General features: G+C 48.3%; 23 protein-coding genes. 1 reads left to right on the plus strand and 22 read right to left on the minus strand.

Annotated features, from left to right (window positions below):
• Positions 1–187: 187 nt before the first annotated feature.
• The 22 genes from rpoD to rpsU form a co-directional block, all read right to left on the minus strand.
• On the minus strand, positions 188–1,306 hold the full coding sequence (gene rpoD, locus AVZ68_RS00855) for an RNA polymerase sigma factor RpoD (protein ID WP_059102648.1): 1,119 nt from the start codon (positions 1,304–1,306) through the stop codon (positions 188–190).
• Between the two features lie 39 nt (positions 1,307–1,345).
• The gene (dnaG, locus tag AVZ68_RS00860; RefSeq protein ID WP_059102649.1) at positions 1,346–3,142 is read right to left on the minus strand and encodes a DNA primase; all 1,797 of its coding nucleotides are present in this window, start codon (positions 3,140–3,142) and stop codon (positions 1,346–1,348) included.
• Complete coding sequence (locus AVZ68_RS00865) at positions 3,139–3,630, minus strand: YaiI/YqxD family protein (protein ID WP_059102650.1); 492 nt, start codon at positions 3,628–3,630, stop codon at positions 3,139–3,141. Before AVZ68_RS00865 ends, dnaG begins: the two co-directional genes overlap by 4 nt.
• A 298-nt stretch (positions 3,631–3,928) precedes the next feature.
• Complete coding sequence (locus AVZ68_RS00870) at positions 3,929–4,744, minus strand: pyruvate, water dikinase regulatory protein (protein WP_059102651.1); 816 nt, start codon at positions 4,742–4,744, stop codon at positions 3,929–3,931.
• 25 nt (positions 4,745–4,769) lie between these two features.
• The gene (ccpN, locus tag AVZ68_RS00875; protein ID WP_082676227.1) at positions 4,770–5,417 is read right to left on the minus strand and encodes a transcriptional regulator CcpN; all 648 of its coding nucleotides are present in this window, start codon (positions 5,415–5,417) and stop codon (positions 4,770–4,772) included.
• 53 nt (positions 5,418–5,470) lie between these two features.
• On the minus strand, positions 5,471–7,552 hold the full coding sequence (gene glyS, locus AVZ68_RS00880; protein WP_059102652.1) for a glycine--tRNA ligase subunit beta: 2,082 nt from the start codon (positions 7,550–7,552) through the stop codon (positions 5,471–5,473).
• Entirely contained in the window at positions 7,542–8,432 is an 891-nt protein-coding gene (gene glyQ, locus AVZ68_RS00885) for a glycine--tRNA ligase subunit alpha (protein WP_059102653.1), read from the minus strand. Before glyQ ends, glyS begins: the two co-directional genes overlap by 11 nt.
• Before the next feature lie 305 nt (positions 8,433–8,737).
• Positions 8,738–9,508 (minus strand): DNA repair protein RecO, encoded by a 771-nt coding sequence (recO, locus tag AVZ68_RS00890; protein ID WP_059102654.1) that lies wholly within the window; start codon positions 9,506–9,508, stop codon positions 8,738–8,740.
• Between the two features lie 25 nt (positions 9,509–9,533).
• Positions 9,534–9,677 carry a YqzL family protein gene (locus AVZ68_RS19540; protein WP_082676228.1) on the minus strand — a complete coding sequence of 48 codons (144 nt, stop codon included), beginning with the start codon at positions 9,675–9,677 and terminating at the stop codon, positions 9,534–9,536.
• 325 nt (positions 9,678–10,002) lie between these two features.
• Positions 10,003–10,914, minus strand: coding sequence for a GTPase Era (gene era / locus AVZ68_RS00895; RefSeq protein ID WP_059102655.1), 912 nt, complete (start codon positions 10,912–10,914; stop codon positions 10,003–10,005).
• Complete coding sequence (locus AVZ68_RS00900; RefSeq protein WP_059102656.1) at positions 10,904–11,305, minus strand: cytidine deaminase; 402 nt, start codon at positions 11,303–11,305, stop codon at positions 10,904–10,906. Before AVZ68_RS00900 ends, era begins: the two co-directional genes overlap by 11 nt.
• Positions 11,306–11,329: 24 nt before the next feature.
• A complete protein-coding gene (locus AVZ68_RS00905; protein WP_059102657.1) occupies positions 11,330–11,716 on the minus strand; it encodes a diacylglycerol kinase family protein in 387 nt (128 codons plus the stop codon).
• Positions 11,691–12,170: an rRNA maturation RNase YbeY gene (gene ybeY, locus AVZ68_RS00910; RefSeq protein WP_059102658.1), complete on the minus strand. Its 480-nt coding sequence runs from the start codon at positions 12,168–12,170 to the stop codon at positions 11,691–11,693. Before ybeY ends, AVZ68_RS00905 begins: the two co-directional genes overlap by 26 nt.
• Positions 12,170–14,323, minus strand: coding sequence for an HD family phosphohydrolase (locus AVZ68_RS00915; protein WP_059102659.1), 2,154 nt, complete (start codon positions 14,321–14,323; stop codon positions 12,170–12,172). Before AVZ68_RS00915 ends, ybeY begins: the two co-directional genes overlap by 1 nt.
• Positions 14,324–14,623: 300 nt before the next feature.
• Positions 14,624–15,586, minus strand: a complete 963-nt coding sequence (locus AVZ68_RS00920; protein WP_059102660.1) for a PhoH family protein — start codon at positions 15,584–15,586, stop codon at positions 14,624–14,626.
• A gap of 5 nt (positions 15,587–15,591) precedes the next feature.
• Positions 15,592–16,779: a sporulation protein YqfD gene (gene yqfD, locus AVZ68_RS00925; RefSeq protein ID WP_059102661.1), complete on the minus strand. Its 1,188-nt coding sequence runs from the start codon at positions 16,777–16,779 to the stop codon at positions 15,592–15,594.
• Positions 16,780–16,795: 16 nt separating this feature from the next.
• A complete protein-coding gene (gene yqfC, locus AVZ68_RS00930) occupies positions 16,796–17,092 on the minus strand; it encodes a sporulation protein YqfC (protein ID WP_059102662.1) in 297 nt (98 codons plus the stop codon).
• Between the two features lie 524 nt (positions 17,093–17,616).
• On the minus strand, positions 17,617–18,150 hold the full coding sequence (locus AVZ68_RS00935) for a YqfB family membrane protein (RefSeq protein ID WP_059102663.1): 534 nt from the start codon (positions 18,148–18,150) through the stop codon (positions 17,617–17,619).
• Between the two features lie 28 nt (positions 18,151–18,178).
• Positions 18,179–19,207: a flotillin-like protein FloA gene (gene floA / locus AVZ68_RS00940; RefSeq protein ID WP_059102664.1), complete on the minus strand. Its 1,029-nt coding sequence runs from the start codon at positions 19,205–19,207 to the stop codon at positions 18,179–18,181.
• A gap of 126 nt (positions 19,208–19,333) precedes the next feature.
• Positions 19,334–20,716 (minus strand): NfeD family protein, encoded by a 1,383-nt coding sequence (locus AVZ68_RS00945; protein ID WP_245628031.1) that lies wholly within the window; start codon positions 20,714–20,716, stop codon positions 19,334–19,336.
• A 434-nt stretch (positions 20,717–21,150) separates the two neighbouring features.
• Positions 21,151–21,597, minus strand: a complete 447-nt coding sequence (locus AVZ68_RS00950) for a GatB/YqeY domain-containing protein (RefSeq protein ID WP_059102665.1) — start codon at positions 21,595–21,597, stop codon at positions 21,151–21,153.
• A 21-nt stretch (positions 21,598–21,618) separates the two neighbouring features.
• Positions 21,619–21,792, minus strand: a complete 174-nt coding sequence (gene rpsU, locus AVZ68_RS00955) for a 30S ribosomal protein S21 (protein WP_059102666.1) — start codon at positions 21,790–21,792, stop codon at positions 21,619–21,621.
• 252 nt (positions 21,793–22,044) lie between these two features.
• Between rpsU and AVZ68_RS00960 the strand changes: the two genes are divergently transcribed.
• On the plus strand, positions 22,045–22,974 hold the full coding sequence (locus tag AVZ68_RS00960; RefSeq protein WP_059102667.1) for a Na/Pi symporter: 930 nt from the start codon (positions 22,045–22,047) through the stop codon (positions 22,972–22,974).
• Positions 22,975–22,980 lie beyond the last annotated feature (6 nt).

Consider the following 22,980-nt stretch of genomic DNA (forward strand, 5'->3'; position numbering starts at 1 on the left):
TGAAAAGGGCTTCAGCATTATTTGCGAATTTTGTCATCGGTTTCAAAAAAGGGTGGATAGTTTTAGAAAATTCTGCACCAGCATTTGCATTCCGTTTCAGAAAACAGTAAAATAGAAGCAAGCGTTAAAAGAAAAAAAGCAAACGCTTGGTCCACCCGCTTTGGGTGAACCAAACGATGAAGAGCTCTTAATCTAAAAAGTCTTTAAGGCGCTTGCTTCGGCTAGGGTGACGAAGCTTACGAAGCGCTTTGGCTTCAATTTGGCGAATTCGCTCTCTTGTTACACCAAAGACTTTCCCTACTTCTTCGAGTGTCCGTGTACGACCGTCGTCTAAACCGAAACGAAGACGTAGCACATTCTCCTCACGATCTGTGAGCGTGTCAAGCACATCTTCCAACTGCTCTTTCAGCAGCTCATAAGCTGCGGCATCAGATGGAGCGAGTGCCTCTTGATCTTCAATGAAGTCTCCAAGGTGGGAATCGTCCTCTTCACCGATTGGCGTTTCAAGCGATACCGGCTCCTGAGCAATTTTCAAGATTTCGCGTACCTTGTCAGGCGTTAAATCCATTTCCTGTGCTACCTCTTCCGGCGTTGGCTCACGACCAAAGTCCTGCAGGAGTTGGCGTTGTACACGGATCAACTTGTTGATCGTCTCAACCATATGCACCGGAATGCGAATCGTTCTCGCCTGATCGGCAATGGCACGCGTAATGGCTTGACGAATCCACCAAGTCGCATACGTACTAAACTTAAAGCCTTTGTCGTAATCGAACTTCTCGACGGCTTTAATGAGACCCATATTGCCCTCTTGAATCAAGTCCAGAAAGAGCATGCCACGGCCTACATAGCGCTTAGCAATAGATACAACAAGGCGCAGGTTCGCTTCCGCAAGGCGACGCTTGGCTTCTTCATCGCCCTCTTCAATACGCTTGGCCAGCTCGATTTCTTCTGCTGCGGAAAGAAGATGCACGCGACCAATTTCTTTTAAATACATACGAACAGGGTCATTTATTTTAATGCCAGGAGGCACACTTAAGTCATTTAAGTCAAATTCTTCTTCTTTCTCTGTTTGCTGCATGCTTGGGGTTTCTTCGCCTGTCTCATTAATGAGATCAATGCCTTGCTCACCTAGGTATTCATAAAATTCATCCATTTGGTCAACATCTTGTTCAAACGCAGCCATTTTCTCTGTAATTTCGGCATACGTCAATACCCCGCGCTTTTTCCCAACTTCAACTAACTGTTCTTTTACTTGATCGATGGAGATCTCACCTTCCGTTACCGGACGTAGTGGTTTCTTTGCCATGCGATCCCCTCCTTCCAAAATTAACCTATCCCGTGCTTCTTACATGGAGAGCTCATTCTTACGCTGAAGCAGCTGAGCCATTTTTACGGGGTCTTGTTCTTTGATGGCCTCTCGCTGCTGTTCTTCTATTCGTACCCATTTTGGGTACTGTTCAATCCGTTTTATATAATCAGCAAGCTCTTCTTCTGAGCAGTCTTCCTTTACGTCCTGCATGGAAAGCTCCGCAGCAAGCTTTGCCAGCTGCCTGTCTTCCAGGCGTTCAATAAACTGCTCGGCGCTACCTTCCTCTTCTCTTGAATAGTAAGTTAGCATATACGCATAAAGAGCCTGATGTTCATCCACGTTAAACGCCTCTGTCAACTGCTCGCTCACCCGCCAGACCATCTCTATATCCTGAAGCATGTAGGTAAGCAAAATTCGTTCGGCCTTGATATGGGCAGGCGCGGGCCGATTGGCGCTATAGCCTTTCTTTGCTGTAGCTGCATTCGAGCGGTGCTGCTTGTTTCTGACCTGCCTTCCTCTTTCTTCGCTTCTTAGTCGCGAAAGTTCCTGCTTCAGCGCATCAAGCGAAAGAGAGAACTCTTCAGCGAGCCTGCGCAAATAATGCTCACGCTCCAGGTCACGCGGGCGGCCTGCAATGTGTTTAAGTACCTCTTCGATATAATTGAGCCTTTCTCCTTCATTCTGCAAGTTTTTTCCTTGACGTAATTGTTGCATGGTAAAAGACATCGAAGGCAGTGCGTCGTCATACACTTGCTTGCGAAATTGTTCTGGACCAAACTTGTGAACAAAATCATCGGGATCAAAGCCCTCCGTGAGCAAAGCGACTCGAACCTCGCAGCCAGCTTGCTCAAGAATCGGAATCGCCTTGCGTGCAGCTTCATTACCGGCCTTATCTCCGTCATAACAGAGAATCACCTCTTCTGCATTTCGGCGTAGCACTTTCGCGTGCGTCTCGCTAAGAGCTGTGCCAAGCGTAGCCACAGCGTTTTTGATTTCTGCGCCCCAAGCACTCATCGCATCCACGGCGCCTTCGAAAAGAACCGCTTGGTTTCGCTTACGAATGCTAGGACGAGCTAAATGCAGGTTAAACAAGGTTTTATTTTTTTGGAAGATCGGCGTCTCAGGCGTGTTCAAGTACTTAGGCTGACCTTCGCCGATCAGGCGGCCACTAAAGGCTATCACATTTCCCTTTCCATCACAGATCGGAAACATCAACCTGCTGCGAAAGAGATCGTAGTAACCGCCTGCGTTCTTACGGTTTACGATCAGCCCTGCTTCTTCCATTACCGAAAGATCAAGACGGTTCTTCTCTAGAATCGTGGCAAGTGCTTCCCACTTGTCTGGAGCAAAGCCGATCTGGAAGACCTCAATCAATTCCTCCGAAAACTGACGCTCCTCGGCATAGACACGCCCCGCTGCCCCTTCCTGTGTAAACTGCATGATGTCGCGGTACATCGAAGCCGCAAGCTCATGACCTTGCTTCATTTGCCTGTTTAATTCATTCTTCTCGTTAGTTTGCTGATTTCCAGAAGGGACCTCCGGCAGCTCAATTTGTGCCCGACTTGCGAGCGTTTGAACGGTTTCCACGAACGACCAGCCCTCAAGGTCCTGCAAAAACGTAAACACATTCCCTCCTGCCCCGCACCCAAAGCAATGGTAGAGCTGCTTCTTAGGGGATACGGAAAAAGACGGCGTGTTCTCTCCGTGAAACGGGCACAGTCCCCCGTACCCTCCTCCTTGTTTCTTCAGCTGTACATAATCACTGATGACATCAACAATGTCCGTTGCTTGTCGAACCTCTGCAAGTGTATCTTCTGGTATCCGATACGTCATTCGCGTTCACCCTCGTATTGACCTAATCCAGCTTGCTTTCCTTCCAAGATTCGTGCTAAGGCAAGCGAAAATGCCTCGCGATCGCTCTTTGTGTAACGCTTCGGCCCTGCTGTTTTGCGTCCGGCCCGCCTAGCTTTTTGTGAGAGGTAGCGAGATTCCAGCATCGCCATCATCTCCTGGTCCTTATACACCAAGCCTTTGGGTGAAAGGGTGTCGATTTGTTTCGCTACGAGCACTGAAGCGAGCGCATGATCCTGGGTAATGCAGACATCCCCGGCTTTAATCGACCTCAGGATGTGAAGGTCAACGGCTTCCTTATCAGAATCCACAATGGCCATACGCACGTCTTTCGGCAACTCCATCATATGAGCATAAGAAAAGACAAATACCATTCGTTGCTCATACTCTCGTCCCAGAGCAATAATTTCCTCTTTAACGGGACATGAGTCGGCGTCGACATAAATGAAAGACTGATTTCTTTTCGTCATAACCTACGATTCAACAACTCCTTGTTAAATTCCTGCTTCCATTGCCGAAAAAAAACAAACCTTGTCGAACAAGTGAACAAACGATCCTCCATCCCTATCATTGCCAAAAAAATAGAAATGAGTCTTGACTTTTAAAATTTATTTGTTCTCACACTAAAATATACGTAAAATCATTTTTTCCATAAGCAAAAAACAATCACAACCACTTATTATACGTAAAAATGACCCATTTGAACAGCGATAAGTCTTAAAGCACCTTACGTTTGTTTAAGGTGCTTTTTGAATGGCTTGTTTTTCGTCAAGCCCGACGGAACATGCTTGATATCAAATTCGCCGTTTCTTCAACCGCCTTGCTGGAGACATCAATGACTGGGCACCCAATTCTCTCCATAATCTCTTCTGCATACATCAGTTCTTCTTTAATCCGATCGATATTGGCATAATTGGCTTCTGATTTTAGACCTAGCGCTTTCAGGCGCTCTGCACGAATGCCGTTCAGCTTTTCGGGGCTTATCTTTAACCCGATGCACTTCTTCGGCGAGATTTTAAATAACTCTTCTGGCGGTTCCACTTCTGGCACAAGAGGGACGTTTGCTACCTTCAAACGTTTGTGCGCTAAATACTGAGATAGCGGCGTCTTTGAGGTGCGCGAAACGCCGATAAGCACAACATCCGCAAGAATAATCCCTCTTGGGTCGCGCCCATCATCATACTTTACGGCAAATTCAATCGCCTCGACCTTTCGGAAGTAATCTTCGTCCAACCTGTAAATGAGACCTGGTTCGTAGCGCGGTTTTTCTTGGGTAATATCGTTGATTTTCTCAAGCATCGGACCAATAATATCAACGGTTTCCACCTTTGCTTGGCTTGCGCATGCAAGCAGATATTCCTTCATTTCCGGTACAACAAGCGTGAAAGCAATGAGCGCCTTTGCTTTTTGTGCGAGCATGACCACTTCATGAATCGTACCCTTGTCCTCAACGTAAGGAATCCGTCTAATCTCTAACCCTGATCCGTTGAACTGGCTTACGGCGGCCTTTACCACAAGTTCCGCCGTTTCCCCGACAGAGTCTGAAACGATGTACACGACGAATTGATCTGCATTCTCTCCCATAAGCATACTCCTTTAGATCTTTGAATTAATCGACCGTATCATCACTTGCGAGATCTACTAAAAGCGATGTAATGTTTGTTTTTGTTACACGTCCAACAACCTCAAGTCCAGAACCACTCTCTACCTCACGCACAATCGGCAGTCCGTCAATTTGCCGTTGAATGAGCTTTTGCGCGACTTCGATAATGGAATCTCCCCGCTTACACACGGTGATGTTAGGCATCCGTGTCATGATCACGCTGACCGGTACGGCTTCAAGCGATTGGCCGCCAAGACTCGCTCGGAGCAAGTCTTTACGAGAAACAACGCCTGCAAGAGTTGCTTCATCATCCACGACAAAAAGCGTTCCACAGTCCTCTAGGAACATCGTGCAGATGGCCTCATAGACGGAAGATGACTGCTCGACAACGACCGGCCTCGATTGATAATGATGGACAGCAACATTTTTTACTTTTTCCGATAAAAGCTGTGAATCTTTTTTTCCTGTGTAGTAATAGCCTACGCGCGGCTTCGCGTCCAGGTATCCAGCCATGGAGAGGATGGCTAGATCTGGACGTAGCGTTGCTCGCGTTAAGGAAAGTTTTTCTGCAATTTGTTCACCAGTAATCGGTCCATTTTCCTTTACAATGTCTACAATTTGCTGCTGTCTCTTAGATAGTTCGATCAGTCTCACCGCCCTTTTTATGAAAGGAACTACAGAGCGCCGTAGATGCGACACCCTATCCTCTAAGCAAAAACGAGTTGCCGAAAGTCAGCAAAGGAGCGAATGGAAACGGCAAGACGCTCGAGAAGCGCGAGGCGATTTTTCCTTACGGCTTCATCTTCAGCCATCACCATCGTCGTATCAAAGAACGCATGAATCACCTCTTCGCATTCTGCTAGCACACGAAAGGCGGCATAGGCATCGCCAACGGACCAAGCCTGCTGAAGAGCGGACTCGACCTGCACCGCCGCTGCTAACAGATCACTCTCTTGCTGATTTTCAAAATACGTCTCGGAAACGGCTGCGGTTCCACCGCTCTTCTCCGCCAAGTTTGTGACGCGACTTAGCGCCTCAACGCTTCTTTTAAAAGATCCCTCTCCAGCCTTGTTTGTTAAAAGCTCACTCTTTGAAAACAGTGTATACACATCGACATGCGGTGAAGCAAGGACCGCATCGACCGCGTCATAGCGGTGGCCCTTTTCCATAAACACATGCTTCAATCGAGAAGCAAAAAATTCGCCTAGTGCTTTCTTGGTATCTTCGACGCTTGCCTTCATAAATCCTTTCCGCTCGATTGAACGCAAGGCTTCATCGACCAATGTCTCTATTTTGATTGGCAGTTTCCAAGCAAGCAAGATTTGTACAATCCCTGTTGCTTGACGGCGCAGCGCGTATGGATCTTGCGAGCCCGTCGGAATAAGCTCAATGGCAAAACATGAAGCAATCGTATCGATTTTATCAGCGATGGAGAGCACGGCCCCGGCGGGTGCTTTCGGTGTCTCATCTCCCGCAAAGCGCGGCAGATAATGCTCGAAGATCGCGTTAGCCACAGCCGGATCTTCTCCTGCCTTTAAGGCGTATTCTTCACCCATTCGTCCTTGTAGTTCCGGGAACTCTCCCACCATATGTGTGGTAAGGTCAAACTTCGCAATTTCAGCCGCGCGCGTTGCTGTGGCAGCCGTCGTACGATCTACCTTCAGGTGTTGGGCGATCTTCGTCACCAACTCCTTTGTGCGCTGAACCTTTTCTCCTGTAGTGCCGATGTCCTCATGAAAAACGATGGCATCGAGCTTTGCTACCGCGTCTTCAATCGTTCGCTTCTGATCTTCCGCGTAAAAGAAAGCGGCGTCGGCCAAGCGAGCGCGAAGCACCTTTTCATTCCCTTTTGCCACGTTTTCAAGGGCGTGGGCATTGCCGTTTCGTACCGTAATGAACTGTGGCAAGAGCGTACCGTTTTTTTCCTCTACGGGAAAATAACGCTGGTGTTCACGCATCGTGGTAATCAACACTTCTTTGGGCAAATCCAAAAAGGTGGTGTCAAAAGACCCCGCTAGAGCCGTTGGGTACTCCACAAGGTTCGTGATTTCCTCAAGCAGGTCTTCGTCAATAGGAACGACCCAGTCATGTTTGTTTTCGAGCACACGAACCTGGTCACGGATCATTTGCTTTCTCTTTTTGGCATCAGCGACCACATAGTCGTCGGCTAGGCGATTGACGTAATCTTCTGGATGCGTAATCTCGAGGCGCGAGCCAAGAAAACGATGGCCGTATGTTTGGTTGCTTGTCTCGATATCGGTAATAGAAAACGGAACGACCTCCGAGCCGTATAAGGCGACAAGCCAACGAATCGGACGAGCAAAACGCAGCTCATACGTATTCCAGCGCATGTTTTTTCCAAACGTTAGACTCGTAATGACTTCTTTTAGCTCCGGCAACAGTGTCGTCGTATACGAGCCAGCTGCGAATGTCTTGGCAAAAACGTAGTCGACCCCTTTGACCTCTTTAAAGGTAAGGTCGTCCGTACTCACCCCTTGGCCGCGAGCGAAGCCTTGGGCGGCTTTCGTCCAGTTTCCGCCTTCATCAAGGGCAATCTTTTTCGCCGGCCCTTTGGACTCCCCCTTCTGGTCCGGTTGCTTCTCAGCAAGGCCAGTGACCACGACGGCAAGACGACGGGGCGTTGCATAGGACATGATTGATTCATAGTTCAAGTCTTTTCCATTCAGCCATTTCTCAATTCGCTCCTCAAGTTGCAAGCGAGAAGTGGCGACAAACCGTGCCGGCAGTTCCTCCAGTCCAATTTCCAAAAGCAGTGGCTTAGTTGTCATCAGAGATTCCCTCCTTTTTCAGCATCGGAAACCCGAGTCGCTCACGTTCTTCCAAATAAAGACGAGCCGCTTTTCTGGCAAGCGTTCGTACACGCCCAATGTACCCCGTGCGTTCCGTTACAGAAATCGCTCCCCTAGCGTCGAGCAGATTAAAGCTATGTGAACATTTCAAGATGTAATCATAGGCCGGGAAGACTAGTTGCTCATCGAGGGCACGGCTCGCTTCCTGTTCATAAGTGGCGAAGAGGGAGAAAAGCATCGTTGTATCCGAAATTTCAAACGTGTACTTGGAGTGCTCGTATTCCGGCTGAAGAAAGATGTCGCCGTATGAGAAGCCTTCTACCCATTCCAGTTCAAAGACGTTCTCCTTGTCCTGAATGTAAGAAGCAAGTCGCTCAATGCCGTACGTAATTTCGGCTGAAACCGGGTTCGCCTCCAGACCACCCACTTGTTGAAAATACGTAAACTGGGTAATCTCCATCCCGTCAAGCCACACTTCCCAGCCAAGGCCCGCACAGCCGAGGGTTGGGTTCTCCCAGTTGTCTTCCACAAAGCGAATGTCATGTTCCAGCGGGTCAATCCCAAGCGCTTTAAGGCTATCCAGATAAAGCTCCTGGATATTAATGGGAGAGGGTTTCATCACGACCTGAAACTGATGGTGCTGATAAAGACGATTCGGGTTCTCTCCGTATCGACCGTCAGACGGCCGTCTAGAAGGCTCCACATAAGCAACATTCCACGGTTCCGGGCCGATGGTGCGTAACAACGTGAACGGACTCATCGTGCCCGCTCCTTTTTCTGTATCATAGGCATTCATAATCATGCAATTTTGCTTCGCCCAGTAGGACTGAAGCGTCAAAATCATTTGCTGGACATTCATCGTTCTTCCTCCCGATCACGTAATGAGCCCGAATGAGGCGTTTGCCTTGAGCTAGACAAAAAGCTCTCGTCCCTACGCCTTATTCGGCGTAGGGACGAGAGCGATTAGCCCCGCGGTTCCACCCTACTTACCTGTGCAGTGTACACAGATCACTTTTTTCCGTTTTGTGCTTAGGAAATGCCTTTCGCACACGCGACGATTCTCTAGCTTTCACCATCCTAGAGTCGCTTTAAACCGCTACCGCTCGGCTTTCTTTTCCCTCAGACGCACCTATGTTAGTTGTTTTTACTTTACCGTTATTACGCTTATTTGTCAAGGCGAAACGCGTTCGCATCAAGCTTTTCTATCTGCTCGAGAAAACGTCTCGTTTTTAGTTGGACACCAACATAGTCATCGTAATAGTGATGAATGATCGTCTTTACTTTGTTTTTCGTTTCTGGCTTTACGGAAATACGTCCAAGCCGCTGGATCTCTACATAGTAAAACAAACGAAGCAACTTTGCCAGCTGCAAGGAAACGGGATAGGCCCGCTCATCTTCCGCACGGCACCGCGTGCACAGAAAGCCAGCAAACGAGATCGAGAACGCCACGGGGTCACGCTCCGTCGACTTGCAAGAAGCGCAGCAATCAAGCTCTGGTTTCGCTCCAGCAATTGTAAGCATTTTCATATCCATGATGCGAGCGAGCACTTCTGGATCGATGCCATCGTTTAGCTGGCGTAAGGACAGCACGAGCCAGTCGAAAAGGAACATATACACCTTTTTCTCTTCCGTTAACTTTTCAACCAACTCTACAATATAGGAAGCATAAGCCGAAACCAGAACGTCCGACTGCAATAGTTTAAATGAGGCGATTGCCTCTCCTTGACTTAGCGAACCCAACCCTTGCCCTTGGTAATACAGGAACGTTCCATAAACAAAGGGCTGTGTAATCGCTGAGAAGCGACTGCTTGGCTTCTTCGCCCCTTTTGCGATAACGGCTACTTTGCCAGCTTCCTTCGTATAAAGTGTAATCACTTTATTGGTTTCTCCATAATCAATCGTTTTGAGTACAACAGCTTCTACTTTTTTTAGCACGATATCCCCTTGTCTTGCGCATGTGTCAAAATGTTGCCGGGTCCGCAGTCTCCCGTTCATCACCATCAAGTTCTTCGCTTTCGATTGAATCACGTTCAATTTGCTTAATAATCAAGTACGTATCAAGATTGCCTGTCTTCGAAAAGACCTTCCAAGATAAATCAAGCATGGAAAACGCCACCCTTCGTTTGTAAAGCTAATTTCATTTGTATTTTGAGCCTAGACTGCGCCGGTCATGCCATGGAAAAATTGTTAATTGGCCGCGCTTGACTTTATAGAGTTTGTTATATTTTCCAACTATAGTTCTATCATAATCCAGCGCCGTAAAAAAAACAATGGGCAAACGCCTAGTTGGGAAAGGAGCTCACGCTAAAAGGCAAATGATCTCAGAAAGTGCGTCCTCTCACATGAACAGCACCGTGTACAAGAAAGGGCCCCACCGATATCAAAGAAGCCCTTAAGATCTCTTAGATCCTAGGAGCTTCTTTTCTTAATTAGTATTCATCTTCGCGAAAGCCGAAGTCTCGGAGCTGTGTCGGCTTGTTGCGCCAGTCTTTTTGCACCTTCACCCAGAGTTCCAGAAACACATCGGAACCGAGCAGGGCTTCGATATCGCTGCGAGCCAGTTGACCGATTTCCTTCAACATCGCCCCCCGTTTGCCAATAATAATCCCTTTTTGCGAGGAGCGCTCAACGATGACGGTGGCCCCGATATAGAGCTTTCCATTCTCCCGATGTTTCATTTGTTCAATAACGACCGCTAAAGAGTGAGGGATTTCTTCACGTGTTAAGTGGAGCGCCTTCTCACGAATCAACTCGGCAACAACAAAGCGTTCTGGGTGATCCGTGATTTGATCGCTTGGGTAGTACTGCGGTCCTTCCTCCATGTAGCTAACCACTTGCTCCATCAACGTAGGAACATTGTGTCCTTCAAGGGCGGAAACGGGGACAACTTCAGCAAAATCATGGCGATCCCTGTAGGCAGAAATCACTTCAAGAAGCTTGTCCGGATGAACCTTATCAATCTTATTGACGATCAGAAAGACAGGTGTGTCCGTTTCTTTCAGGCGATCGATAATGAACTGTTCGCCGGGACCAAATTTGGCATCCGCCTCAATCACATATAAAATTAAGTCCACTTCTTTGAGCGTGTTCCCGGCAATTTTCATCATGAAGTCGCCAAGCTTGTGCTTAGGCTTATGAATTCCAGGCGTATCAATAAAAACCACCTGGGCCTCGTTTGACGTGAACACCCCTTGAATTTTATTTCGCGTCGTCTGGGGTTTATCCGACATAATCGCAACCTTTTGACCGATTACACGGTTTAAAAGCGTCGACTTTCCTACATTCGGGCGTCCAATAATGGAGACAAACCCTGATTTAAACGGTTCGCTTTCAGTTGTCATACATATCCTCCGCTTTAAAATAACCTGGTAATAGGGCTTGAACGCTTGTCTTCGTCCATTTGCCCTCTAAATTGCTTAAGTACACGGGCATTGCCGGCTCACAGAGCTCGACCATCACTTGCCTGCATGCTCCGCACGGCGCAATTGGCTCTGGTGTATCGCCCACCACAGCAATCGCCCGAATCCTCCTATTCCCTTCGGAGTAGGCTTTAAATAGCACCGTCCGCTCAGCGCAGTTTGCTAAACCATAGGAAGCATTTTCAATGTTCGCGCCACGGATCATCGTCCCGTCTTCAAGTAAAAGAGCTGCGCCAACAGCAAACTTTGAATAAGGCACGTAGGCATACGTTCTTGCTTTCACCGCTTCTTTCATTAGAGCGTCCATTTCCATTCGCCCTCCTTCTTCCCGCCCCTTTCAAAAAAGAGCAACCATGGGTGGAATAAATATGAGTAATCCGATACCGATCGCGAACAAGCAGAAGACAAACACAGCAGCCGCCGCCACATCTTTTGCTCGCTTAGCAAGCGGGTGATAGTCCTCGGAGACAAGATCGACCGTTCGCTCGATCGCCGTGTTCATGATTTCTAGCGTCAGCATCCCACCTACAACGAGTAACAGGATGAGCCAATGGGCAAGAGGAATGTTCAGAAGAAATCCTAGAGTGAGAACCACCACACCCGCAACAAGATGGATTTGCATATTTTGCTCATTCTTGACCACATGAAGGAGCCCTTCAAACGCGAAGCGAAACGAGCGGAGCAGCCGTCTACCTCCTCTACGATTTCGATCTTCCAAGCCCATAAGACTGCAAAATCTCCTCTTGTTTAGTGAACATGATCACCTCATCCTCTGCGTTCCTATGGTCATACCCAAGCAAATGAAGAAACCCGTGCACGGTTAAAAACGCAAGCTCCCGCTCGTAGGAATGCCCATACTCTTCCGCCTGCAAGGCAATTCTTGGCACGGAAATAATAATATCCCCAAGAAGGTTAGGCATTCCCTCTGACCAATCAAAAGAGACCTCCTCCTCGCCCGCTTCATTTAACGCGAATGAGAGAACATCCGTCCCACGATCGATGCCGCGATGCTCCTTGTTTAGCTGATGGATCGCCTCATCATCGACAAACGAGACAGAGATTTCACTCTCGTTTTGCACCACTTCTGTTTTCGCGGCATGGATCAGTACCTCCTGCACAAGCGCGAGCTGTGCTTCTTCAAGCGTATTGGTTTCATCGAGGACCTCTACATCCAGCATTAATTTTCCTCCTTTCCTTTTTCATCTGGGTACTCAATTCGTTGATGAAAGGTTCCTTTTAGCGTTTCGCACATGGACACTTTGATGTCATTGAGTTCTTTTAGCGTTAAATCCGACTCATCAAACTGACCATCTTCGAGTTTATCTTTAATGATTTTATCCACAAGCATCTCCATTTTATCCGGCGTTGGCTTTTGCATAGAACGAACAGCTGCCTCGACGCTGTCAGCAATAGAGATAACAGATGTCACCTTTGTCTGCGGCTTTGGCCCCGGGTAGCGAAACTGTGATTCAGGCTGAGGCTGCTCAGAGTCTTGATTGGCTTTATGGTAAAAGAACTTCAGCAAGCTCGTGCCGTGATGCTGCTCAGCAATATCGACAATCTCTTGCGGCATCTTGTGCTCTCGGAGGAGCCTCGCCCCGTCATACGGATGCGAGATAATGATCGTCTTTGAGAGCTGCGGCGAAATTTTATCGTGCGGATTCTCTCCCTTGAACTGGTTCTCAATAAAGAAATGGGGTCGTCTCGTCTTACCGAGATCATGGTAATAGGCCCCTACACGAGCCAGAAGCCCATTCTCGCCGAGCTTTTCACAAGCGGCTTCCGCCAAATTGCCAACGACGACGCTATGATGATACGTCCCCGGCGCCTCCGTTAATATTTTTCGCAAAAGAGGATGGTTTGGATTTGAAAGCTCAATCAAACGAGAAACGGAAAGAATGCCAAATCCTGTTTCAAAGAACGGCAGAAGGCCAATCGTAAGCACAGAGGCGACGATGCCTGAGAGAAGACCAGCACCTAATTGCATCCCTACCTCTACCCATCCTCCTTGTGTACTTTTAACAAATAGCAAACATAGCACTGTTAGCACATTCGTACCCGCAACCAAAAGACCCGCCGTTAAAATCCGCGTCGGTTTATTTGATGTGTTCAAAAAGAAGGTAGCGGTTAAAGAGCTCGCCAAGATGTACAGTCCGTACGTAAAGGCAAACGTGCTTGCGGAATCATGGTTGTAAAACACGCTTCCAACAATCGCAAAAATCACACTCGTTAAAATCGCCAGTCGCGTGTGAATTAGAAGCGTTAATAACATCGCCCCTGCCGCAACCGGAACGACAAAGCCTAACCCAGTAACGCCAAACATGGTTTCCATGAAACTAAAAAGCTTCAAAATGAGAAGCATTAACGAGAAGACAATCGCATACATCAGCAAATGCGAGCGGTTCGCCGTCACCGTCGTCCGTGATTCGCGCATGAAATAAACGAGCATGCCCATAATGATGAGCACGAGCAGGCCCAAACCGATGTATGGGTAGACGACAAATGATTCATCGAGCAAGCCGACAAGGCGCAGCTGCTCATAGACATCGCGGTTAATCACATCCCCCTCCGCGACAATGAGTTCGCCCTCGCGAATCAGCACAGGTTCTACGGCTTCTGCTGCCTCCTGCTGCTGTTCTTGTGTGGCCTCAGCATCATAGATATAGTTCGGAATAATCGACGTCTGCACGACCTCATTGACCGCTGCTCGAAGATTTGCATTAAGGGAGGGTAGAGAAGAAATTTGCGCTTCAGCCTCTTCCTGCACTTCTTGCAAATCGCTGACGCCAATTTGACCGCTCATTGCTTCATGCAGCGCATTGGTCGCCGCTTCTTCAGCGAAATCGAGTTGGGCCTCAGAGGCCGTTAAAAACGCTTCAAGCGTGCTTTCTGAAAGGTCCGCGTTCGCTTGGTTGGAGAGAACCTCTCGAACCGAATCTAGCTGGTCTTCAAGAGGCGGCGGGGACTCCACATCCCCTTCACTTTCTTCTTCTGCGTCTTCTTGGACTTGACCGATGTATGCAAAAAGATCTTTGACTTGAGTAACTTGGCGTTGTTCATATTCTCGTTTTTGTTCATACGACGAACCCACCGCGGACACGGCCTCATTCCGCCTCTGCTCCGTTTTTTCCGTATTCTCTACCGTTAAGGGGGAACGAATATCCTCCGTCGCTTGTTCAGATAAATGAACATCCAAACGCTCCGGGATCACATTGTCTAACATCAGCACATACATTAAAATGGCGAGCATGGAAAGAATGACCGCTCTTATGGACCGTTGATGCTTCTTTTTTTTCCACCAGCCCCCATGAGGCTTTTCTTTCTTATCCATTCCATCACCCCCTTCCCTTGTTTAAACGTGCAATCCGAAAAGCGCAGGCGGGTCGCTTAGAAGCGCAAATTTTGGAGGGCCTGCACGAGAAATCCCGATCTTGGATTTCGGTGCAGGACTGAAAAATCTTGACGCTTCTACCCGCCGGAGCTAGACAATCCGAAAAGCGCAGGCGGGTCGCTCAGAAGCGCAAATTTTGGAAGGCCTGCACGAGAAATCCCGACCTTGGATTTCCGGGCAGGACTGAAAAATCTTGACGCTTCTACCCGTCGGAGCTAGAAAAAAGAGAGACCCACACGACTACTGTGCCGGGTCTTGCTCATAGGCTTGCAGAATGCGTTGGACCAATATGTGTCTAACTACGTCAGCCGCTTGCAGATGGACAACTCCAATGCCGCGAACATTCTCCAGTCGCGTTAAAGCGCCCCTCAGGCCAGACTGCTTGCCTCTTGGTAAATCCACTTGCGTAAGATCGCCGTTTATCACCATCTTCGAGCCAAACCCTAGACGCGTGATGAACATTTTCATCTGTTCCTGTGTTGTATTCTGCGCTTCATCCAAAATCACGAAGGCGTCGTCCAGTGTCCGACCACGCATATAGGCAAGCGGAGCCACTTCAATTGTACCGCGCTCCATTAAGCGAGCGGTATGTTCGACGCCGAGCACCTCGTGTAGGGCATCATAAATCGGACGCAAATAAGGGTCGACTTTTTCCTTCAAGTCTCCCGGCAAAAACCCTAGGCTTTCCCCAGCTTCAATGGCTGGTCGCGTCAGAACAATCCGCTGCACTTGTCCTTCTTTTAAAGCAGAGACAGCCAACACGACGGCAAGATAGGTCTTTCCTGTACCTGCAGGCCCTACACCAAAGACCATGTCATGCTTTTTGATCTGCGTGACATAGTAGCGCTGGCCAAGTGTCTTCGCTTGAATGTCTTTGCCTTTCACCGTGGTTGTAATTTTTTCAGTATATAGGTCTTGAAGCTCCGCGAGTTTTCCTTCCGCTTCAAGCTGTATGGCATAATTCACATCCCGTTCGGTCAGCGGGACCTGATCTTGAATTAAATCCGTTAGTGCGTGGACCACTCGAGTCGCTCTCTGAATATTCTCACGCTCACCCTTGGCAAGAATTTCTCCGCCGCGTGTCACAAGCGTGACATTCAGCTCTTCTTCCAACCGTTTTAAGTGAGCATCCTTTGGACCAAACAAGCTTTGCGTTGCTCGTGCATCCTTCATTTCTAGGTAAATCGTAGATGTTTCAGACAATCGCCTCAGTCTCCTTGAATGATTGGTTTTTCTTCCGTTATCTCTTCTAAAACTTGGTAGTGGATCCTCACTTGAACTTTATCATGTTCAACAGCCTCTTGCAAAATATGCTCTGATTTAATTTCGGCATCATCCGGTAATTTCCCTTTTAATTCCTCGCGCGCTCGTTCCTTCGCCACATTGATCGCTTCCTCTTCTGTATACGTCCGCGTGAAGCTCAACGTTTCCCGCTCCTCTGCTTTTTTAAGCTGAAGAGGGAGACGATAGCCAAACAAGTGAGCATCTGTTTCACTTTCAAAGGTCTCTGATTCCTCATAGCCCGGGTCTCGGAAGCCCCAGAACGGAAGGTCAAATCCACCGACGGACAACATCCGCTTTGTTTTCTGTTCTCCTGTCATGGACGTGAACGTGTTTTCAAACGGAACGCTTACAGTTGAAGTGTACCACACTTCGCCAATCACCGTCGCCTTTGCGGCCACTGTTTGTTCGTGTCCTTCTCGTCCAATATGGCCAGACACGAGCACGTCCCCTTTTTCAACAAAATCGTTTTGGTTTTTCACGGCATGACCGTCCTCAACAAACATTTGCTGAATCACGGCTTTTTTCGAGGCGACCAAATCTCTCGGGCTTAACAGTTCTTCTCTTTCTTGACGGACCTGTTCTACGACCTCAAACTCAAAGGTCGTCCCTTTTTTACGCACACCGATCCACGTCGCTTCATCTATTTCTTCTGTAATAAGTCGCTGTACCTCGTCTGGTGCTGGCAAGGAAAACCGGAAGGCACCAGGTTTGATCCCCATCTCATCTACATGCTTGCGTAGCTCCTCCTCCACACTCGGGGAAGCCCCTTTCACTTGAATGCCCCATACCATATTAGCCGCCATAAGCATCAAACCAAGAAAGAGGAGCAGCCCCACCGCAAACCCTGACCTCGTCCCCATTTTTCTTAAAAAGAAGGGAACGCCTCTCCTTTCTTTGAATCTCACTTTGCACTCTGTTTGCTTTAGGATCGGTTTGAGTTCTTTCACCGCCTTCAATTGGACATAGAACCTCAGCTTGTTCGCCTCTACATGGCTCACATTCCAAATATGAATGTTTTGCTTCATGCAAGCGTTCAGGACCTGTTCCGGGTACCGCCCTTCTATTTCCACACGTACATAGCCTTGCATTCCGACAAGATAATCATTCCGCACACCGCACTCCCCCTTGCTATGTATTGGCAGGATCCTTCTCGATAAATTGGACGTGCTCAATGGTCCCTTCCAGCAACAGTTCCTCGGGCAAGATCGTCTTTAGCACAAACCCATTCCCTTTAATTAAGAGCTGCCCTTCTTTAAGCAGCAAACGGAGCTCCTCGTTTGAAAACCGCAGCACCCCACGATGATTTTCGATATATATGTGAAGCTGTCCAATCATGGTTATTCTCGGCAAATCCATCATCACATCTGCGGGAAGCTGCATGTGATGAGTAACCCAGCGCTTCATTTGACTCGCAACCTTTTTCACGCAGCATACCCCCTCATACACTGAGTCTATGTGGGCGTAGTCACAATTAGCACTGTAAGAATGAAAGAGAAGGGGTCGTCAGTCCCTAGCTTACGAATGAAGGTCCAAAAAGCGCAGGCGCCCTGCTCACGAGCGACAAGTTCTGGAAGAACGGCTATATCAAGCCCGTTTTTTGGCTTGATCTGGCGGTCTGAAGAAACCTCGAGCGAGTGGGCGCCAGAGCTAGACAATACCGAAATGCGCAGGCGGGTCGCTCAGAAGCGCAAATTTTGGAGGGCCTGCACGAGAAATCCCGACCTTGGATTTCCGGGCAGGACTGAAAAATCTTGACGCTTCTACCCGCCGGAGCTAGACAACCCGAAAAGCGCAGGCGGGTTGCTTAGAAGTGCGAATTTTGGAGACCCGATAAAAGAAATCCCGACCTTGGATTTCGTTATCGGGGTGAAAAATCCGACGCTTCTACCCGCCGGAGCTAGACAAAAAAACCGGCACGCATCCAATTGGATGCGTGCCGGTGTGACGATTTATACGTTTCGATGTCTTGGTCTGGCGTGAGGATGCTGTCGCGATTTTGGCGGTCCTAAAACTTCAGCCCAGACCACACCTTTCATCACTTCGCTGTTAGAAAGTTGATTCAAACGCAAATCAAGACGATTGGTTGAACTGGATGGATTACGCTCAAGCTGAACCTCCTCGCCAATCGCTCCAACGACAGTTTCGGTAAGCTCTTTGTTCCTGGAACGCACGTGCTCTAAACGCTCGTACATGTCCCGTTGAGAAGCCACGCTGTCTGACTCGTTTTCTTCTGCTGGGCGACCAAGCGGCCCTGAAGGCGAGGGGCCAGCAGGAGAATTAGGTTTCGAGGAGGATTCTTCCTTGGGCTCAGATGCACTTGGAAAAAAATCCTCCCATCTAATCTCTCGCTCCTGTCGTTGCTCTGCCTCCTGCGGCTGTGACTGGCTCTCGGACTGACTGTTTTGGTTCATTCTTGCGAAGAAACTGATCAACCCACCAACAATCAGGATGATCAAAAACAAATTCGACATGATAAAATCCATGGAAAGCAACCTCCCTTACTTCGGTTGGTTAATTGTTCCGATTTCTAGGGTCTCCTTCTGGATAATTGTTATCTTTTCCTTCCCCAGAAGCTTTGCTAATCGAATCTCTCATGTCCGTATCAGCGACCACGTTTTGATAGTTCATATAATCCATAACGCCCATATGACCTTGACGAAGCGCTTCAGAGAGAGCCATCGGAACTTCCGCTTCCGATTCAACCACTTTCGCGCGCATCTCTTCGACACGTGCTCTCATCTCTTGTTCTTGAGCTACGGCCATGGCCCGACGCTCTTCGGCTTTCGCCTGAGCAATCTTCTTATCTGCCTCAGCTTGGTCGGTTTGTAGTTCGGCCCCAATGTTTTTACCGATGTCAATATCAGCAATATCAATCGAAAGAATTTCAAAGGCCGTTCCTGAATCAAGCCCTTTAGAAAGAACGGTTTGCGAAATCAAATCAGGGTTCTCAAGTACTTTCTTATGATCATCTGACGACCCAATGGTTGATACAATTCCTTCCCCGACACGGGCGATAATCGTATCTTCACCGGCACCACCGACTAAGCGGTCAATGTTCGCACGAACCGTGATTCGAGCTTTCGCCTTTACTTCAATCCCGTCCATGGCCACCCCGGCAATAAACGGCGTTTCAATCACTTTCGGATTAACGCTCATTTGTACGGCTTCCAATACATCACGACCGGCAAGGTCAATCGCTGCCGCCCGTTCAAAGGAAAGTTCAATATTGGCGCGCTGGGCCGCAATAAGCGCATTAACAACGCGATCCACGTTCCCGCCTGCAAGGTAATGACCTTCCAAGCGTGCTGTATTCAAATCAAGACCCGCCTTTACCGCCTTAATCAGCGGAGTCACAACACGACGTGGAATCACTCGGCGTAGCCTCATTCCAACAAGTTCAAAGATGCCGACTTTAACCTTTGCGGAAACCGCCGAAATCCACAAACCCACTGGTACAAAGGCAAACAGAACAACGAGTAAAACAATTGCCGCTGCTATGACAAGCAGCGTAATAATCGTTGTCGAATCAATAGTATCCATCTTCCTACTCCTCCTTCTTTCATCCTAAAAAATACCCTCAAGGCAAACGAAATATGCACATCAACGGAGCGTTCTTTAAACTCCGGCTGCGGCTTACTACCCCGACTGCCAAGCAACACAATCGCGTTACTCTCCCGAACCTCCTCCTTCGTTAGTTGATTCAGCCAGCTCAAGCGCCCGAACAACCACGCGTGAACCTGATGTATAGACAATCTTAAGCAAACTGCCTTGTTCAATATAGCCTCCTTCAGAGACAACGTCAAGCCGCTCATCCCCAAAGATGGCTGTTCCAGCTGGGCGGAGCTTCGTGAGTGCCCGCCCCTCTTTTCCAACTAACTCTCTCTTCGTTTCACTACTCACATACCCCTTTTCGCTACTGAATTCCTCATTCAGAACGAGCTTCTTCCAAGGTCCTCGATCTCCAAAATAAACGAAGAGAACCACCGCAGCAGCAATCGTGACAACAACGGCGATCGCAACAGAGAAAATCATAACCGTCGTGGAGAACGAGGCCATCAAAAGGCCCCCGACCACTAGGCCAGCGCCTAGAATGCCGAATATCCCAAAGCCGGGGGCAAAGGCTTCTACGCCGAGCAAGATGCCGCCCACTACGAGTAAAATAAGCGACTCCCAACCGGCAAAGCCAGCAACCATATGACCGAAGAAGAACAGGAGAAGCGCGGAGATCCCCATAATTCCCGGAATTCCAAAGCCAGGAGAGTATAGTTCCAAAATAAGCCCTAAGCTCCCAACCGATAAAAGAATCGGAATCACGATCGGGTTCGTGACAAAGCGAGCGATGTGCTCAGCAATGCTGACTTCCGTATCGACTTCCGTAACAGAAGTATAGTCATGTTCTTCCTGGAAGTATTCAAGTAATCCGCCACGGTTCTCGACAATTTCTTCAGCATATCCATTCTCAAGGGCCTGGGAAGCGTTCAACGTAAGAAATTGATCACCTTCCGAAAGCCCTTCAACAGGAAAGGTTGAATCTGCCATCGCCTGAGCAATATCTGGATCACGTCCACCGTCCGGCCCATTTTCCTCAGCAGCCGTTCTCATCTGACTCACCCAGTACGACTGCGCTTTTTCGTCAGCTGCGTTGCCAGCACCGTCGATCACACCCGCTGATCCCATTTGCCCGTTCGGCGCCATCACAATCTCGTCGGCGTTAAGTGCAATAAACGCGCCGGCAGAAATGGCGTCAGTGTTGATGAATGCTGTTACCGGAACATCCGACTGATTGATAATTCGAGCAATATTGCCAGCAGCATCCACAGCTCCACCTGGCGTGTTAATCTCAAGTACGATTCGATCTGCTCCTGCCTCAGTGGCTTCATTAAAGGAGCGATCCAAAAACGCTTCCAACCCACGCTCCACTGTTTGCTCTACGGGAATGAAATAGACAGTTGTATCTGACGTCTCATTTTCCTGTCCGACCACATGTAACGGCAACAGTGCCATGACGAACACCCAACACGTAAGCGAGAGCTTTAACCATTTACTCACGAGGTAATGAGTCCCTCCCTTCTCTGCTTCTATATTCTCGATCTATTAGGTTTACGAGACGAACGTCCCTTACGTTTCAAAAATCGCTATTCTTCTTAAAGTTTATCACGGACAAAACGAAAAAACCAACAAGAAGGCAAGAAAAGCGGAGGCGCCCTGCTCACGAGCGACAAGTTCTGGAAGAACGGTAGTATCAAGCCTGCCTTTGGCTTGATCTAGCGGTCTGAAGAAACCTCGAGCGAGTGGGCGCCGCAGCTAGACATTCCGAAAAGCGGAGGCGGGTTGCCCAGAAGCGAGAATTTTGGAAGGCCTGACAAAGAAATCCCGACCTTGGATTTCGTGTCAGGACTGAAAAATCTCGGCGCTTCTACCCGCCGCAGCTAGACATAACTAAAACCCCCTGCTTCTCGAAACAGAGGGTTTACCATTATTTATTATGTTGACAAGTGCTTTCTAACAAGCTGATTAACAAGGCCACCATCGGCCTTTCCTTTCACCTTAGGCATCATCGCACTCATCACTTTACCTATATCAGCCTTAGACGTTGCGTTCACCTCAGCAATCGTCTCTACCACAACTGCTTCAATTTCTTCTTCAGACAGCTGCTTTGGCATATATTCTTCAAGCAACGTCAACTCCGAACGCTGCTTCGAAGCCAAATCTTCACGGTTTGCTTGTTCAAATTCATGGAGGGATTCTTTGCGCTGTTTTACTTCACGATTCAAGACCGTTAAACTTTCATCGTCTGTAAGTTCGCGCCCAAGATTAATTTGCTCGGTTTGCAATGAGGACTTCACCATCCGGATGACAGAAAGTTTTTCCTTTTCCTTTTGCTTCATCGCTGTCTTCATATCCTGGTTTAACCGATCAAGAAGAGTCACGTGAACTCACCCTCTCAAAAATTAAAACTTACGCTTCCTTGCCGCTTCCGATTTTTTCTTACGTTTCACACTTGGCTTTTCATAGTGCTTACGCTTTTTAACCTCAGCCATCGTTCCTTCTTTAGAGATCGACTTCTTAAAGCGACGAAGTGCAGCATCAATCGATTCGTTTTTGCGAACACGAGTCTCTGCCATTCTTTTTCCCCTCCCTCCAAAAACAACCAAACTCTGATACGTGTACGTGGCACGTCTGTATCAGTATAATACAGCAGAACTTTTCGGTCAACCGGATTGTTAGAAGTTCAGCAAAAGTCGATGTTCATCGCTGCTCTCCTTGAGAAGGCATCACTCCCCTATGCGAACCTCAGTCTTCTACTACAAATCAGCGTTTATCTTTTTGTCATGTCCAGGAAACCCCGTCCATATAAATAGGACGAGGTGGTCGATGTGGTTCAAGAACTTTTTACATTGCTTGCTGTTTTTGTAGCTTTATTTTTGTTCGGTATGTTCATCATGCGTGCCGGCTTGTACAATCTTGGCAAGGAGCGCTTTCATGACGTTCTTGTTAAGCTCACCGACTCGGCCTGGAAAGGATTAATTGTCGGCACGGTGATTACGGCTGTTTTTCAAAGCAGTTCAGCGGTCATGGTCATGGCCGTTGGTCTAGTTGCCACCGGTTATTTAACCTTTCGACAGACCATCGGCGTCATTTTAGGAACAAATATCGGTTCGTGCTTAACTTTAGAAATCATTGCCTTTGACTTAAGCTCCTATATTCTTCCCCTTCTGATCGGGGGAGTCATTTTGCTTCTTTTTCCCAGACAGCTGACTTATTGTCTCGGCTGTGTTTCTTTCGGTATCGCCTGTATTTTTATCGCTATGAATGGCCTTGAATCACTTGCTGAACCGGTCGCTTCCTTCCCATTCACCCATTCTTTTTTTACGTGGACAAACGATCACTATCTCGGGGGAATTGCGCTCGGAGGGCTTATGACGGCCATCATTCAATCAAGCACAGGCACCATTGCGATTGCGATGGGCTTTATTCAAGACCAAGTGCTAAGCTTAAACTCCGGTGTGGCCATTATGCTAGGCGCCAATATTGGTACATGTCTAACCGCTTATATGGCAAGCATCGGTGCCGGAAAATCGGCTCGAATGGTCGCCCACGCCCATATTTGGTTAAACATTTTCGGAGTGCTTCTTTTCTTCCCACTGATTGACTTTCTCGCTCATGTTTCTTCGCTGCTCGCGGCATCTTCGAGCTTGCAGCTCGCTCATGCAAGCACCATTTTTAATATTATTTGCTCGCTTCTTGTCCTGCCGTTTGTTCGCTATTTTGCAGCGTTTGTCGAGAGATTTCATCGTAAGAATTGATGGGCG

Source organism: Shouchella shacheensis, assembly GCF_001484965.1.
Classification (GTDB): domain Bacteria; phylum Bacillota; class Bacilli; order Bacillales; family Bacillaceae_D; genus Shouchella; species Shouchella shacheensis.

Coding starts and splice junctions, on each gene's coding strand:
- rpoD (WP_059102648.1), bottom strand. CDS start 1,306: ATGGCAAAGAAACCACTACGTCCGGTAACGGAAGGTGAGATCTCCATC.
- dnaG (WP_059102649.1), bottom strand. CDS start 3,142: ATGACGTATCGGATACCAGAAGATACACTTGCAGAGGTTCGACAAGCA.
- AVZ68_RS00865 (WP_059102650.1), bottom strand. CDS start 3,630: ATGACGAAAAGAAATCAGTCTTTCATTTATGTCGACGCCGACTCATGT.
- AVZ68_RS00870 (WP_059102651.1), bottom strand. CDS start 4,744: ATGGGAGAGAATGCAGATCAATTCGTCGTGTACATCGTTTCAGACTCT.
- glyS (WP_059102652.1), bottom strand. CDS start 7,552: ATGACAACTAAGCCACTGCTTTTGGAAATTGGACTGGAGGAACTGCCG.
- glyQ (WP_059102653.1), bottom strand. CDS start 8,432: ATGAATGTCCAGCAAATGATTTTGACGCTTCAGTCCTACTGGGCGAAG.
- AVZ68_RS19540 (WP_082676228.1), bottom strand. CDS start 9,677: ATGCTTGATTTATCTTGGAAGGTCTTTTCGAAGACAGGCAATCTTGAT.
- era (WP_059102655.1), bottom strand. CDS start 10,914: ATGACAACTGAAAGCGAACCGTTTAAATCAGGGTTTGTCTCCATTATT.
- AVZ68_RS00900 (WP_059102656.1), bottom strand. CDS start 11,305: ATGGAAATGGACGCTCTAATGAAAGAAGCGGTGAAAGCAAGAACGTAT.
- AVZ68_RS00905 (WP_059102657.1), bottom strand. CDS start 11,716: ATGGGCTTGGAAGATCGAAATCGTAGAGGAGGTAGACGGCTGCTCCGC.
- ybeY (WP_059102658.1), bottom strand. CDS start 12,170: ATGCTGGATGTAGAGGTCCTCGATGAAACCAATACGCTTGAAGAAGCA.
- AVZ68_RS00915 (WP_059102659.1), bottom strand. CDS start 14,323: ATGGATAAGAAAGAAAAGCCTCATGGGGGCTGGTGGAAAAAAAAGAAG.
- AVZ68_RS00935 (WP_059102663.1), bottom strand. CDS start 18,150: ATGGATTTTATCATGTCGAATTTGTTTTTGATCATCCTGATTGTTGGT.
- floA (WP_059102664.1), bottom strand. CDS start 19,207: ATGGATACTATTGATTCGACAACGATTATTACGCTGCTTGTCATAGCA.
- rpsU (WP_059102666.1), bottom strand. CDS start 21,792: ATGGCAGAGACTCGTGTTCGCAAAAACGAATCGATTGATGCTGCACTT.